We start from the raw sequence: 14,515 nt of genomic DNA on the forward strand, positions 1-14,515 counted from the left end.
GTCCGACCGCCGGGTTAGGGTCGGCCCGACACCCCCCTGCACATGGAGGCGCGATGCGCGCGACGAGCAACGGCAGCGCCCTGCTGCGGCTGCGCAAGGTGAGCCGTACGTACGGGCAGCGCCGCGCGCTGCACCCGCTCGACCTCGACCTCGCCGCCGGGGAGTGCGTCGCCCTCTACGGGCAGAACGGCTCGGGTAAGTCCACACTGCTGCGGATAGCCGCCGGGCGGGACGCCCCCACCAGCGGTGACGCGCTGTTCGCGGGGCGGCCGGTCAGCGAGGACGACCCCGAGGTGCGGGCCAGGGTCGCCGTCGTCGGCGACACCGTCGCCTGCTACCCGGACCTCACCGTCCGCGAGCACCTGGAGCTGGTCACCGTCGCGCACGCCGTGGACGACGCCGACGCCTGGATCGACCAGGTGCTCGCCGACCGCCGCCTGTCGGACCACGCCCGCGCCCTGCCCGGCTCGCTGTCCTCCGGCCAGCTCCAGTCCCTGCTGCTGGCCGCGGCCCTGGTCCGCCCCCGCGAGCTGCTCGTCCTCGACGAGCCCGAGCAGCGCCTCGACCCCGCCGCCCGCGACCGCCTCGCCGACCTGCTGGTGGCCGAGAAGTCCGACGGCGTCGCGGTCCTGCTGGCCACCCACCAGCCCGACCTGGCGGAAGCCGTCGCCGACCGCATGATCGCCCTGGACGACGGCCAGGTGATCGCGGACGGCCCGCCGGCAGCGGTCCTGCGCGAGCTGGGCGTACGCCGGTGACCGACGGCCTGCGGCCCACGCCGACCCCGACCACCGCCGCAGGCATGGCCGGCAGCCCGGCTGACCCAGCCGCCGATAGCCGCGCCGACACGGCCGGCAGCCGAAACAACCCACCCGACCCGGGCGCCCCAGGCACCGAGCCGGGCGACGCCGGCGAGAGCGCAGGCGCCGGCCCCGCCGAGCCCAGCGGCGCGAGCGCCGGACGAACCCCCACGGCGACCGGCGGCAGCCCAGCCGGCCCGGCGGCCGCGGGCCGCGCAAGCGCCGGCCGGAGCGCAGGCCCGCACTCCAGCCCCGCCGAGCCGGGGGACCCGACCACCGCCACAGGCAGCAGCCAGGACGACCCGATCGGCCCGGGCGCCGGCCTGGACGGCGGGGGTGACGACGAGGACGTCCCCTGGTCCGAGGAGGACGACGACCGGACCGAGGAGACGCTGGCCTGGCTGCGGCGCAAGCGGCAGGCGCACCGGCGGGCCAAGGGGCGGGAGATGGCCGTCCTCGTCTATACGGTGCTGATCGCCGTCGCCGGGTACGGGAGCAGCTTCGCCGTCAGCTTCCTGCGCGGGCTGGAGGACGGGTCCGGATACGCCGACGCGGCGCGGGATCTGCGGGCCGGGATGCCCGCGCTCTGCGCGTTCGTCGCCGTCGGCGTCGGGGTGCTCGCCGCGCGGGACGGGCTGTGGCGCGGGCCGGTCGTCGTGCCGGGGCCGAGCGTGGGGTGGGTGCTGGCGCAGCCGGTGAAGCGGGGGCGGGTGCTGCGGCCGTGGTTCCGGCTGTCGGCCGGGCTCGCGCTGATCCCGGGGGTGCTGGCCGGGGTCGGGGCCGCCGCCGTGGTCAAGGTGACCGGCCTCGCCCCGCTCGGCAAGGCCCTGCTCGCCGCGGCCCCGGCCGCCGTGTGCCTGCCGCTGCTGGCGGTCGCGCTGGGCATGGCGGTGGAGCGGCGGCCCGCAGCCGCGCGTGCGGTACGGCGGTGGACGGGACCCACCGTCCTGGTCCTGGGGGCGCTGGCCGCCCAGACCGTCCTGGCCGCGAACGGCCACCGCTCCCCCGCCGTCGAGCAGGCCGAGCTGTGGAGCGGCCCGTGGGGCTGGGCCGGGCAGCCGCTGGTGGACACGGTCGGCGGCAGCGCGCCCGGCTGGCCCGCCGCGGTCGCCCTGCTCGCCGCGGCCACGGCCGCGGCGCTGCTGGCCGCGTACCGCGACGCGGCCCACGTGCCGACGGCCCGGCTGCGCGAGCGGGCCGCGACGGCCACCACCGTCTCGTCGGTTGCCTGGTCGCTGGAGCTGCGGGCGGCCAAGCTGGCGATCATGGACGCGGGCGGCGGCGCCCCCGTCAGGCAGATCCGGCTGCGCCCGCCACGCGGGCGCCTCGGGCGACACCTGGTCGTGGCGTGGCGGGACGCGCTGACGCTGCTGCGCACCCCCGGCCGGCTCGGCAAGGCCGCGGTGTGGACGGCGTGCGGCGCCGCGGTCGCCGGGCTCGGCGCCGACCTCGGCGGCGAGCGCCGCTGGGTCGGCCTGGTCCTGGGCCTGCTCTTCGGCTACGTCGCCGTGGGCGCCCTGGCCGAGCCCGCCCGGCTGGAGACCGACGACATCCGCAGGGCCGCCTGGGCGCCGTACCGCTTCCGCACGCTGATGCTCCACCACGGCATCGTGCCCGCCGTGCTCGGCGCCGTACTGGGCCTGCTGGCCGCCATCCCCTACGCGGCCGGCGGCCACACCTGGACCCTGCTGCTGCTCCCGCTGTGCGCACCGCCCTTCACCGGCGCCGCCCTGGTCTCGGCGGCCCGCGGCCCGGCCCGCACGCAGCTGCTCTTCCTCGGCGGCGGCTCCCCCGTCGGCGGCCCAGGACCGCTCATCTACCTGGCCTGGTACGCGGCAGGCCCGCTGCTGGCCCTCACCGCCACCACGCTGGCCCTGGCCCCGGTCCTGCGGCACCCCACCTCCGCCGCGGTGACGCAGGCGGCGGTCGTCGCCGTCCTGGTGACGTCGCTGCTCCTGCTGCTGGCCGCCCGCATGTCCGACCGCCTGATGCGGCACTGAGCCGAGCGAACCGAACCGCGCCACCGAACGAGGGAACGAGGCACCGGAAATGATCGAACTCCGCGAGATCCGCGACAGCGACCTGCCGGTCTTCTGGGAGCACTTCTCGGACCCGGTCGCCCAGCACGTGGCCGCCGTCACCCGCCCCTACCACTACGACCGCGCCCTCTTCGACGCCCACTTCGCGCGCATCCTCGCCGACCCCGAGGTGCTGCCCCGCACCGTCCTGGCCGACGGGGAGGTCGTCGGCCAGGCAGCCGTCTTCGGGCCGCCGGACGAGCGCGGGGTCACGTACTGGATCGCCCGCCCCCACTGGGGCCGCGGCATCGCCACCGCCGCGCTGACCGAGCTGATCGGCCTCGACCCCACCCGCCCCCTCTTCGCCCACGCTGCGGCCGACAACACCGGCTCCATCCGGGTCCTGCAGAAGTGCGGCTTCGTCCTCACCGGCCGCGACACGATCTTCGCGGAGTCCCGCGCCGCCGAGATCGACGAGGTCAGCCTGACGCTGACCTGACGCCCGGGCCCGCCGCGGGAGCACGTCGGACAGATCACACGTCCGGGAAGGAACCCCTCCGGCGCGGCCCGGCTCAAGCCGGGTATGAGGGCGAATCATGGACAACCCCCCACGCGGCGGGCCGCGTTGGCCGGGGTCGCGGGGGCCGTGGGACTGGTGGCGGCAGGCTGCCGCGGGGGCACGCACCAAGCGGCCGTCAAGGTCGCACCCGCCCCCGTCGCGGGGCCGTACCGCAGGGAGTCGGGCGCATTGGTCATGCAGGTGCTCGCGCACCCGGACGACGACCTGTACTTCATGAACCCGGACACGCTGCACGACCTCCAGGCGGGTACGCCGGTGGTGTCGGTGTACGTCACCGCCGGCGAGTCCCGCGGCTGGAACACCCCGCCGGGCGGCTCGCACCGGCACCACCACGCCGACCAGGCGGCCTACTCGGCGGCCCGGCACCAGGGCCTGCGGCAGGCCTACGCCACGATGCTCGGGCTGCCGCACTTCACCCGCTGGAACAGCGAGGTCCTCGACCTGCCCGGCGGGATGCACGCGCAGATCGACTCGCTCGGCAGCGGCGCCCGCCGCGCCAGCCTGGTCTTCCTCCAGGTGTCGATGCACGAGCTGAGCCAGACCGCCAGCATGCAGATGCTGTGGTCGACACCCGGGACGACGCTGCCGTACGTGGCCGCCGAGGACAGCCCGGCCCCCGCCGACGCGCCCGGCACGTACAGCCACGACAAGCTCGTCGACGTCCTGGTCGCGCTGTTCAAGCGGTACGCGCCGACGCATGTGCGCACCCTCGACCCGGACCCGGACATCCAGGTCCACGACAAGCAGCACCCCAGGGACAGCGACCAGTTCGGCTACTCCGACCACCGCGACCACACGCCGGTCGCGCTCTTCGCGTGGAAGGCGCTCGCCCGCTGGGCCGCCGCCGGCGGGCGCGGCTTCACCACCGCGGCCTACCGCGGCTACTACAACCAGCGCTGGCCCTTCAACCTGCCGCCCGCGACCGTCGCGCTCAAGGGCCGCTTCATGTTCCAGTACGGCGGCGACCCCGACTGGTCCTGCGGCGACCCCGGCGGCTGCGGCGACTACGGGCAGGGCCGCAACCAGCCGCTCACCAACCGCAAGGGCTGGATCCGCTCGACCCACCCGCGCTACCCGGGTGCCGGGCAGGTCGTCGTCCCCGCCGCGGCGGCCGGGGCTCCCCGCACCGCCTACGAGGTGCTCGGCCTGAACGCGGCCGTACGCACGGAGACCGCGCCCGGCAGCGGGCGCTGGGGTCCCGCGAAGGACCTGGGCGGCGGGCCGCTCGCCCCGAAACTGGCCTGCGTGGCCGTGCCCGGCGGCGGGACGCTGGTGTTCGGGCTGCGGTTCGCCGCGCTCGAAGGGCACGGCGGGCGCAACGCGCGCGAGATCGTCGTACGCGAGGGCGTACGCGACGGCTCAGGGCGCTGGACCTCGCTCGGCACACCCGAGCACTCCGACAACCGGAGCCGGCGGGTCGGCCCGCCGACCGCCGTCCGCACAGCCGACGGGCGGGTGCACGTGTTCGTGCGGAACGCGGACAAGGGGCTCAGCACCCGGGTGCGTGAGCCCCGCGGTACGTGGGGGCCGTGGGCCGACCTCGGGGGCTCCGAGGTCCAGGAGGGTCTCGCCGTCCTCACCGACGCGCAGGGGCGTATCCACGTCTTCGCGGCCGGCCGCGACACCGTCCACCACTGGGCTCAGGCCTTGCCCTTCGCCCCCGTCACCTTCCGCCCGCCGGCCGGCCTGCCCTGCCCCGCCGACGTCCCCTCGGCCGCACTTGCGCCTGACGGCGCCATCACCCTGACCTACCACCGTCCGGCCTCGGCGGCCACCTTGCGGGAGACGGTACGCACTTAGGGGCGCGGGGAACTGCGCGACCAGCCGTCGACCGGCTGCAGGTCGCCACCGTCCGAAAGGGGCTGTTCGGTCCGCGCCGGACCACCGGCCGGTGGTGGGCTGAGCGCGCAGTTCCCCGCGCCCCTGATGGTTGCCCCCTTACCGAAGGGGAGCCGTACAGCCGCCGCGGCCCGCGGAAGGGCGCCCGCTTCCCGGGGGAACGGGAAAGGTCCCGCACCACCCGAAAGCGGTGCGGGACCTTTCGCGTCAAGCTCAGCGCAGCGTCACTTGTTGATCTTCGTGACCTGGCCGGCGCCCACAGTGCGGCCACCCTCGCGGATGGCGAACTTCAGGCCCTCCTCCATGGCGATCGGCTGGATCAGCGCGACGCTCATGGCGGTGTTGTCGCCCGGCATGACCATCTCGGTGCCCTCGGGGAGGGTCACGACGCCGGTCACGTCGGTGGTCCGGAAGTAGAACTGCGGACGGTAGTTGTTGAAGAACGGGGTGTGACGACCACCCTCGTCCTTCGACAGGATGTAGGCCTGGGCCTCGAACTCGGTGTGCGGCGTGACCGAACCGGGCTTGATGATGACCTGGCCGCGCTCGACATCCTCGCGCTTGATGCCGCGGAGCAGCAGACCGACGTTCTCACCGGCCTGGCCCTCGTCGAGCAGCTTGCGGAACATCTCGATACCGGTGACCGTGGTGGTGGTCTTCTCGGTCTTGATGCCGATGATGTCGACGGTCTCGTTGACCTTGAGGATGCCGCGCTCGATACGACCGGTGACGACGGTGCCACGACCGGTGATCGTGAAGACGTCCTCGATCGGCATCAGGAACGGCTTGTCGACGTCACGCTCGGGGGTCGGGATCGCCTCGTCGACGGCCTGCATGAGGCCGAGCAGCTTCTCGCCCCACTCCTTGTCGCCCTCGAGCGCCTTGAGCGCCGAGACCCGGACGACCGGAAGGTCGTCACCCGGGAACTCGTACTCGGAGAGCAGCTCGCGGACCTCGAGCTCGACGAGCTCCAGGATCTCCTCGTCGTCCACCATGTCGGCCTTGTTCAGGGCGACGACGATGTACGGAACGCCGACCTGGCGGGCCAGGAGCACGTGCTCCTTGGTCTGCGGCATCGGGCCGTCGGTCGCGGCGACCACCAGGATCGCGCCGTCCATCTGGGCGGCACCGGTGATCATGTTCTTGATGTAGTCCGCGTGACCGGGGCAGTCGACGTGGGCGTAGTGACGCTGCTCGGTCTGGTACTCGACGTGCGCGATGGAGATGGTGATACCGCGCTGGCGCTCCTCAGGAGCCTTGTCGATCTGGTCGAAGGCCGAGGCCTCGTTCAGGTCCGGGTACGCGTCGTGCAGCACCTTGGTGATCGCCGCGGTAAGGGTCGTCTTACCGTGGTCGATGTGACCGATGGTGCCGATGTTGACGTGCGGCTTAGTCCGCTCGAACTTCGCCTTCGCCACTGGGTTCCTCCTGGGGGTGGATCTGTACGCCTTGCTTCATCGGCGCCAGGTGATCTTTGCTGGAACGCAAGCCTACGGCGGGTTATTCGCCCTTGGCCTTCGCGATGATCTCCTCGGCGACGTTCCGCGGAACCTCGGCGTAGGAGTCGAACTGCATGGAGTAGCTGGCCCGGCCCGAGGTCTTGGACCGCAGGTCACCGACGTAGCCGAACATCTCCGACAGCGGAACCAGGCCCTTGACGACCCGGGCACCGCTGCGCTCCTCCATGGCCTGGATCTGGCCACGGCGGGAGTTGAGGTCGCCGATGACGTCACCCATGTAGTCCTCGGGCGTGGTGACCTCGACGGCCATCATCGGTTCGAGGAGCACGGGGCTCGCCTTGCGGGCACCCTCCTTGAACGCCTGCGAACCGGCGATCTTGAACGCCAGCTCGGAGGAGTCGACCTCGTGGTAGCCGCCGTCGAGAAGGGTGACGCGGACGCCCACCATCTCGTAGCCGGCCAGGATGCCGAACTTCATGGCCTCCTGCGCACCGGCGTCCACCGACGGGATGTACTCGCGGGGGATGCGGCCACCGGTGACCTTGTTGACGAACTCGTAGGTCGCGTCGCCGCCTTCCAGCGGCTCCAGCATGATCTGCACCTTGGCGAACTGACCGGTACCACCGGTCTGCTTCTTGTGGGTGTAGTCGATGCGCTCGACCGCCTTGCGGATGGTCTCGCGGTACGCGACCTGCGGCTTGCCGACGTTGGCCTCGACCCGGAACTCCCGGCGCATCCGGTCGACCAGCACCTCGAGGTGCAGTTCGCCCATGCCGCCGATGATGGTCTGGCCGGTCTCCTCGTCCGAGTGGACCTGGAAGGAGGGGTCCTCCTCCGAGAGCCGCTGGATGGCGACACCCAGCTTCTCCTGGTCGCCCTTGGACTTGGGCTCGATGGCGACCTGGATGACCGGTGCCGGGAAGTCCATGGACTCCAGGATCACCGGGGCCTTGTCGTCGCACAGCGTCTCACCGGTGGTGGTCTGCTTCAGGCCCATGACGGCGATGATGTCGCCGGCGCCCACCGACTCGATCTCCTCACGCTTGTTCGCGTGCATGCGGTAGATCTTGCCGATGCGCTCCTTCTTGCCCTTCACCGAGTTCAGCACCGCTGAACCGGACTCCAGGCGGCCCGAGTAGACCCGGACGAAGGTGAGCTTGCCCAGGTGCGGGTCGCTCATGATCTTGAACGCCAGGCCGGAGAAGGGCTCGTCGTCCGACGGGCGGCGCTTGACGATCTCCTCGGCGTTGCCGACGGCGTGGCCCTCGATGGCCTCGACGTCCAGCGGCGAGGGGAGGTAGCGCACGACCGCGTCGAGCAGGGGCTGGACGCCCTTGTTCTTGAACGCGGTGCCGCAGAACACCGGGGTGACGGTGACGGAGTCCTTGCCGCCCTTGGACGCCAGGGTGATCCGGCGGATCGCCGCGATCAGCTGCTCCTGGCTGGGCTCCTGGCCCTCCAGGTACAGCTCCATCATCTCGTCGTCGTTCTCGGCGACAGCCTCGAGCAGCTTGCCGCGCCACTCCTCGGCCGCCTCGGTGTGCGTGGCCGGGATGTCGACGACGTCGTACATCTCGCCCTTGGTCGCTTCGAGGGACCAGACCAGCGCCTTCATCTGGACGAGGTCGACGACACCCTTGAAGTCGGCCTCGGCGCCGATGGGCAGCTGCATGACCAGCGGCACCGCACCGAGGCGGTCCACGATCATGTCGACGCAGCGGTGGAACTCCGCGCCGGTGCGGTCCAGCTTGTTGACGAAGCAGATACGGGGCACGCCGTAGCGGTCGGCCTGGCGCCACACCGTCTCGGACTGCGGCTCCACACCGGCGACACCGTCGAACACGGTGACGGCACCGTCGAGGACGCGGAGCGAACGCTCCACCTCGACCGTGAAGTCCACGTGACCGGGGGTGTCGATGATGTTGATGGTGTGGTCGACGTCGTCGAGGGGCCAGTGACAGGTCGTCGCGGCCGACGTGATGGTGATGCCGCGCTCCTGCTCCTGCTCCATCCAGTCCATCGTGGCAGCGCCGTCGTGGACTTCACCGATCTTGTAGGAGACACCGGTGTAGAACAGGATCCGCTCGGTGGTCGTCGTCTTGCCCGCGTCGATGTGGGCCATGATCCCGATGTTGCGGACCCTGGCCAGGTCAAGCGAAGTGGTGGCCATGTGGCTCAGTCTTCTCTCGGTTCTCGATGGGGGTGGTGACTACCAGCGGTAGTGCGCGAAGGCCTTGTTGGACTCGGCCATCTTGTGCGTGTCCTCGCGGCGCTTCACGGAGGCGCCGAGGCCATTGCTGGCGTCGAGGATCTCGTTCATCAGCCGCTCGGTCATGGTCTTCTCGCGGCGGGCGCGGGAGTACCCGACCATCCAGCGCAGCGCCAGCGTGTTCTGGCGGCCCGGACGGACCTCGACCGGCACCTGGTAGGTCGCGCCGCCGACGCGGCGGGACTTGACCTCAAGCGTCGGCTTGATGTTCTCCAGAGCGCGCTTGAGCGTGATGACCGGGTCGGCGCCGGCCTTCTCGCGCACGCCTTCCAGAGCGCCGTACACGATGCGCTCGGCGGTGGAGCGCTTCCCGTGCAGGAGGATCTTGTTGACGAGGGACGTCACCAGCGGGGAGCCGTAAACCGGGTCGACGATGACCGGGCGCTTCGGGGCGGGGCCCTTACGAGGCATTCTTACTTCTCCTTCTTGGCGCCGTAGCGGCTGCGAGCCTGCTTACGGTTCTTGACGCCCTGCGTGTCGAGGGAGCCACGGATGATCTTGTAGCGAACACCCGGCAGGTCCTTCACACGACCGCCACGCACGAGCACGATCGAGTGCTCCTGCAGGTTGTGGCCCTCGCCCGGGATGTAAGCGGTGACCTCGATACCACTGGTAAGGCGCACACGGGCGACCTTGCGCAGGGCCGAGTTCGGCTTCTTCGGGGTGGTCGTGTACACACGCGTGCAGACGCCACGACGCTGGGGGGAACCCTTCAGCGCGGGCGTCTTGTTCTTCTCGACCTTGTCCTGCCGGCCCTTTCGGACCAGCTGCTGGATCGTAGGCACCGTTTCTCCGGTTTCTGTGTGCCGATCTCGATAAATCTAACCTGGGGACCGACCCACGCGGTCGGGTGTGTCGCGGACCCCGCACGTCCCCGATCGCAAGAAAGGGGACATGCATGTTCGGGTGTCGCGGCCTCGGTGCCCTCGCCCGGTCACATGGCACGCGCGAGAACCCGGGCACACCCCAGGCACAAGGTCAGAGCCTACCTACCGCATCGGCTGCGGTCAAAACACATCCATACGGGCTGGATTCCGCCAGCTCACAGCCGTGGTGACGCCCCTCACGGGCCGGTCGCGAACAGCGCGAACAGCACGATCAGCGCAGCGAACCCGGCGAGCGTCAGATAGCCGAGCACCAGCCCCGCCACCGCCATGCCCTCGCCCTGCTGGCCCGTGTAACGGATCCGGTTCCTGGCCATGTGGCCCAGCACGACCGCCGGAATCGCGGACAGACCCCCGGTGAACGGAGCGCATATCCCGCACACCAGCGAGCCGATCGCCTGCCCGTTGGTCTCCGGCACCGCCGGCATCGGCATCGGCATGTACGGCGGGGCCGCCGGCAGGAAGGCCGGCGGCACGACCCGGGGCGGAATGTCCGCGGTGACCTGGTCCAACTCACCGTACGTACGCGACTGGTAGGCCCGGCCGACCCGGTCCTCGTACTCCGGCTGCGTGAGCCGCCCCTCGGTGAACGCGTCCTTGAGGACGTTCACCGCTCTCTCCCGATCCGCATCCCCGGCCAGCATGCCTCCATGATGCCGCAGAGCGGCCGCTCCGCGAGGGAGCGACCGCTCTGTGACGTGCCTGGTACCTGCCGGCGGACCGGTGATCAGCCGTTGTACGGGCCGTAGTCGTAGTCCTCCAGCGGGACGGCCTGGCCGGAGCCGGAGCCGAACGGGCTGTAGTCGATGTCGTCGTAGCCGACGGCCGAGTACATCGCGGCCTTGGCCTCCTCGGTCGGCTCCACCCGGATGTTGCGGTAGCGGGACAGGCCCGTACCGGCCGGGATGAGCTTGCCGATGATGACGTTCTCCTTCAGGCCCAGCAGCGAGTCCGACTTGGCGTGGATCGCCGCGTCGGTCAGCACCCGGGTGGTCTCCTGGAAGGACGCCGCCGACAGCCACGACTCGGTGGCCAGCGACGCCTTGGTGATACCCATCAGCTGCGGACGACCCGAGGCCGGGTGACCGCCCTCGGAGACGACCCGCCGGTTCTCGGTCTCGAACCGGCCGCGCTCGACCAGCTCGCCGGGCAGCAGCTCGGCGTCGCCGGACTCGATGATCGTCACCCGGCGCAGCATCTGCCGGATGATGATCTCGATGTGCTTGTCGTGGATCGACACACCCTGCGAGTTGTAGACCTTCTGCACCTCGGCGACCAGGTGGATCTGCACCTGGCGCTGGCCCAGGATCCGCAGCACGTCGTGCGGGTTGGTCGCACCGTAGGTGAGCTTCTGGCCGACCTCGACGTGGTCGCCCTCGCCCACCTGCAGCTTGACGCGCTTGGAGATCGGGTAGGCCAGCTCCTCGGAGCCGTCGTCGGGGGTGACGACGAGCTTCTTGGTCTTCTCGGTCTCCTCGATCCGCACCCGGCCGGCCGCCTCGGAGATCGGGGCGACACCCTTGGGCACACGGGCCTCGAACAGCTCGACGACACGCGGCAGACCCTGCGTGATGTCGTCACCCGCCACACCACCGGTGTGGAAGGTACGCATCGTCAGCTGGGTGCCGGGCTCACCGATCGACTGGGCGGCGATGATGCCGACCGCCTCGCCGATGTCCACCAGCTTGCCGGTGGCCAGCGACCGCCCGTAGCAGTACGCGCACGTACCGACGGCCGACTCGCAGGTGAGGATCGAGCGGGTCTTGACCTCCTCGACCCCGTGCCGCACGAGCTGGTCGATCAGCACGTCGCCCAGGTCCACGTTGGCCGGCGCGATGACCTTGCCGTCCACCACGACGTCCTCGGCGAGCATCCGCGCGTACACGCTGGTCTCGACGTCGTCCGCCTTGCGCAGCACACCGTCGGCGCCCCGCTCGGCGATCCGCAGCTTCAGACCGCGCTCGGTGCCGCAGTCCTCCTCGCGGATGATCACGTCCTGCGAGACGTCCACCAGACGACGGGTCAGGTAACCCGAGTCGGCGGTACGCAGCGCGGTGTCGGCCAGACCCTTACGGGCACCGTGGGTGGAGATGAAGTACTCCAGCACGGACAGGCCCTCACGGAAGGACGCCTTGATCGGCCGCGGGATGGTCTCGTTCTTGGCGTTCGAGACCAGACCGCGCATACCCGCGATCTGACGCATCTGCATCATGTTTCCGCGGGCGCCCGAGTCGACCATCATGAAGATCGGGTTGGTCTTCGGGAAGTTGGCGTTCATCGCCGCGGCAACCTCGTTGGTCGCCTTGGTCCAGATGTTGATCAGCTCGTCCGAGCGCTCCTGCTTGGTGATCAGACCGCGCTCGTACTGCTTCTGGACCTTCTCGTCCTGTGCCTCGTAGGACGCGATGATGCCCTTCTTCGCCTCCGGCACCACGATGTCGGTGACGGCCACGGTGACACCGGAACGGGTCGCCCAGTGGAAGCCCGCCGCCTTCAGGTTGTCGAGCGTCGCCGCCACGATGACCTTCGGGTAGCGCTCGGCGAGGTCGTTGACGATCTCCGAGAGCTGCTTCTTGCCGACCGCGTAGTCCACGAACGGGTAGTCCTCGGGCAGCAGCTCGTTGAAGAGCGCACGGCCCAGGGTCGTCCGCAGCCGGAAGCTGTCGCCGAGCTGGTAGGGCTGCTCGCCCTCGCCGGGCTCCGGCGGCAGCCAGCCGCGCGGCGGGACGGTGCCCACCGGGAAGCGGATGTCGACCGGCGCCTGCATCGACAGCTCGCGGTTGTCGAACGCCATGATCGCCTCGGCGGTGGCGCCGAACGCCCGGCCCTCACCCCTGACCTCGCGCTCCTCGGAGTCCGTGGTCAGGAAGAACAGGCCGAGCACCATGTCCTGGGTCGGCATGGTGACCGGGCGGCCGTCGGCCGGCTTGAGGATGTTGTTCGAGGACAGCATCAGGATGCGGGCCTCGGCCTGCGCCTCCGCGGACAGCGGCAGGTGCACGGCCATCTGGTCGCCGTCGAAGTCCGCGTTGAAGGCGGTGCAGACCAGCGGGTGGATCTGGATGGCCTTGCCCTCGACCAGCTGCGGCTCGAAGGCCTGGATGCCCAGGCGGTGCAGGGTCGGCGCACGGTTCAGCAGCACCGGGTGCTCGGCGATGACCTCTTCGAGCACGTCGTAGACGACCGTGCGGCCGCGCTCGACCATGCGCTTGGCCGACTTGATGTTCTGCGCGTGGTTCAGGTCCACCAGGCGCTTCATCACGAACGGCTTGAAGAGCTCCAGCGCCATGGCCTTGGGCAGGCCGCACTGGTGCAGCTTGAGCTGCGGGCCGACGACGATCACCGAACGGGCGGAGTAGTCGACGCGCTTGCCGAGCAGGTTCTGCCGGAAGCGGCCCTGCTTGCCCTTGAGCATGTCGGACAGCGACTTCAGCGGGCGGTTGCCGGGTCCGGTGACCGGGCGGCCGCGGCGGCCGTTGTCGAAGAGCGCGTCCACGGCCTCCTGGAGCATGCGCTTCTCGTTGTTCACGATGATCTCGGGCGCGCCGAGGTCGAGAAGCCGCTTCAGGCGGTTGTTGCGGTTGATCACCCGGCGGTACAGGTCGTTCAGGTCGGAGGTCGCGAAGCGGCCACCGTCCAGCTGCACCATCGGACGCAGGTCCGGCGGGATCACCGGGACGCAGTCCAGCACCATGCCGTTGGGCTTGTTGGTGGTCTGCAGGAAGGCGGAGACGACCTTGAGGCGCTTGAGCGCACGGGTCTTCTTCTGGCCCTTGCCGGTGCGGATGATCTCGCGGAGGCGCTCGGCCTCCTGCTCCAGGTCGAAGGACTCCAGGCGCTTCTGCAGCGCCGCGGCACCCATCGAGCCCTGGAAGTACGTGCCGAAGCGGTCGCGCAGCTCGCGGTAGAGCAGCTCATCGCCCTCCAGGTCCTGGACCTTGAGGTTCTTGAACCGCGCCCACACCTCGTCGAGCCGGTCGATCTCGCGCTGCGCGCGGTCGCGCAGCTGCTTCATCTCGCGCTCGGCACCCTCGCGGACCTTGCGGCGGACGTCGGCCTTGGCGCCCTCGTTCTCCAGCTCGCCGAGGTCGGCCTCCAGCTTCTTCTGCCGGCCCTCGACGTCGGCGTCACGGCGCTGCTCGACCTGCTGGCGCTCCACCGAGACCTGCGCCTCCAGGGAGGGCAGGTCGCGGGTGCGGCGCTCGTCGTCGACCCACGTGATCATGTACGCCGCGAAGTAGATGACCTTCTCCAGGTCCTTCGGGGCGAGGTCGAGCAGGTATCCCAGACGCGACGGGACACCCTTGAAGTACCAGATGTGGGTGACCGGGGCGGCAAGCTCGATGTGGCCCATCCGCTCACGGCGCACCTTGGCGCGAGTGACCTCGACGCCGCAGCGCTCGCAGATGATGCCCTTGAAGCGAACCCGCTTGTACTTGCCGCAGTAGCACTCCCAGTCCCGGGTGGGGCCGAAGATCTTCTCGCAGAAGAGCCCGTCCTTTTCCGGCTTGAGGGTGCGGTAGTTGATGGTCTCCGGCTTCTTCACTTCGCCGTGCGACCAGGTCCGGATGTCGTCCGCGGTGGCGAGGCCGATCCGCAGCTCGTCGAAGAAGTTGACGTCGAGCACTGTGTCGTCAATCCCTCTCAGGGTTGATTCTCAAAATG

10 protein-coding genes are annotated in these 14,515 nt (G+C 70.5%); 4 read left to right on the forward strand and 6 right to left on the reverse strand.

Going from position 1 to position 14,515, the window contains the following annotated elements; all coding sequences use genetic code 11:
• Positions 1 to 53: 53 nt before the first annotated feature.
• From JT723_RS12375 to JT723_RS12390, 4 genes are all read left to right on the forward strand, one after another.
• Positions 54 to 758, forward strand: coding sequence for an ABC transporter ATP-binding protein (locus JT723_RS12375; protein ID WP_205044580.1), 705 nt, complete (start codon positions 54 to 56; stop codon positions 756 to 758).
• Positions 755 to 2,800, forward strand: a complete 2,046-nt coding sequence (locus JT723_RS12380; RefSeq protein ID WP_205044581.1) for a DUF6297 family protein — start codon at positions 755 to 757, stop codon at positions 2,798 to 2,800. Before JT723_RS12375 ends, JT723_RS12380 begins: the two co-directional genes overlap by 4 nt.
• Positions 2,801 to 2,849: 49 nt before the next feature.
• Entirely contained in the window at positions 2,850 to 3,317 is a 468-nt protein-coding gene (locus JT723_RS12385; RefSeq protein WP_205044582.1) for a GNAT family N-acetyltransferase, read from the forward strand.
• A gap of 255 nt (positions 3,318 to 3,572) precedes the next feature.
• Complete coding sequence (locus tag JT723_RS12390; RefSeq protein WP_240165521.1) at positions 3,573 to 5,198, forward strand: PIG-L family deacetylase; 1,626 nt, start codon at positions 3,573 to 3,575, stop codon at positions 5,196 to 5,198.
• A 263-nt stretch (positions 5,199 to 5,461) separates the two neighbouring features.
• On the opposite strand, the gene tuf is transcribed toward JT723_RS12390, so the two are convergent.
• From tuf to JT723_RS12420, 6 genes are all read right to left on the reverse strand, one after another.
• Entirely contained in the window at positions 5,462 to 6,655 is a 1,194-nt protein-coding gene (tuf, locus tag JT723_RS12395) for an elongation factor Tu (protein WP_205044584.1), read from the reverse strand.
• Between the two features lie 82 nt (positions 6,656 to 6,737).
• A complete protein-coding gene (fusA, locus tag JT723_RS12400; RefSeq protein ID WP_205044585.1) occupies positions 6,738 to 8,867 on the reverse strand; it encodes an elongation factor G in 2,130 nt (709 codons plus the stop codon).
• Between the two features lie 39 nt (positions 8,868 to 8,906).
• Positions 8,907 to 9,377 carry a 30S ribosomal protein S7 gene (rpsG, locus tag JT723_RS12405; protein WP_205044586.1) on the reverse strand — a complete coding sequence of 157 codons (471 nt, stop codon included), beginning with the start codon at positions 9,375 to 9,377 and terminating at the stop codon, positions 8,907 to 8,909.
• A gap of 2 nt (positions 9,378 to 9,379) precedes the next feature.
• Positions 9,380 to 9,751 carry a 30S ribosomal protein S12 gene (gene rpsL / locus JT723_RS12410; RefSeq protein ID WP_014144289.1) on the reverse strand — a complete coding sequence of 124 codons (372 nt, stop codon included), beginning with the start codon at positions 9,749 to 9,751 and terminating at the stop codon, positions 9,380 to 9,382.
• A gap of 278 nt (positions 9,752 to 10,029) precedes the next feature.
• Entirely contained in the window at positions 10,030 to 10,461 is a 432-nt protein-coding gene (locus tag JT723_RS12415; RefSeq protein ID WP_372441289.1) for a DUF1707 and DUF4190 domain-containing protein, read from the reverse strand.
• A 116-nt stretch (positions 10,462 to 10,577) separates the two neighbouring features.
• Complete coding sequence (locus JT723_RS12420) at positions 10,578 to 14,477, reverse strand: DNA-directed RNA polymerase subunit beta' (RefSeq protein WP_205044588.1); 3,900 nt, start codon at positions 14,475 to 14,477, stop codon at positions 10,578 to 10,580.
• Between the last annotated feature and the right edge of the window lie 38 nt (positions 14,478 to 14,515).

It is taken from the genome of Actinacidiphila bryophytorum (genome assembly GCF_016916835.1).
In the GTDB taxonomy this organism is placed as follows: Bacteria; Actinomycetota; Actinomycetes; order Streptomycetales; family Streptomycetaceae; genus Actinacidiphila; species Actinacidiphila bryophytorum.

Bases quoted from the DNA above. Each gene is read 5' to 3' on its own strand.
- JT723_RS12375 (WP_205044580.1), top strand. From the start codon at position 54: ATGCGCGCGACGAGCAACGGCAGCGCCCTGCTGCGGCTGCGCAAGGTG.
- JT723_RS12385 (WP_205044582.1), top strand. From the start codon at position 2,850: ATGATCGAACTCCGCGAGATCCGCGACAGCGACCTGCCGGTCTTCTGG.
- JT723_RS12390 (WP_240165521.1), top strand. From the start codon at position 3,573: ATGCAGGTGCTCGCGCACCCGGACGACGACCTGTACTTCATGAACCCG.
- fusA (WP_205044585.1), bottom strand. From the start codon at position 8,867: ATGGCCACCACTTCGCTTGACCTGGCCAGGGTCCGCAACATCGGGATC.
- rpsG (WP_205044586.1), bottom strand. From the start codon at position 9,377: ATGCCTCGTAAGGGCCCCGCCCCGAAGCGCCCGGTCATCGTCGACCCG.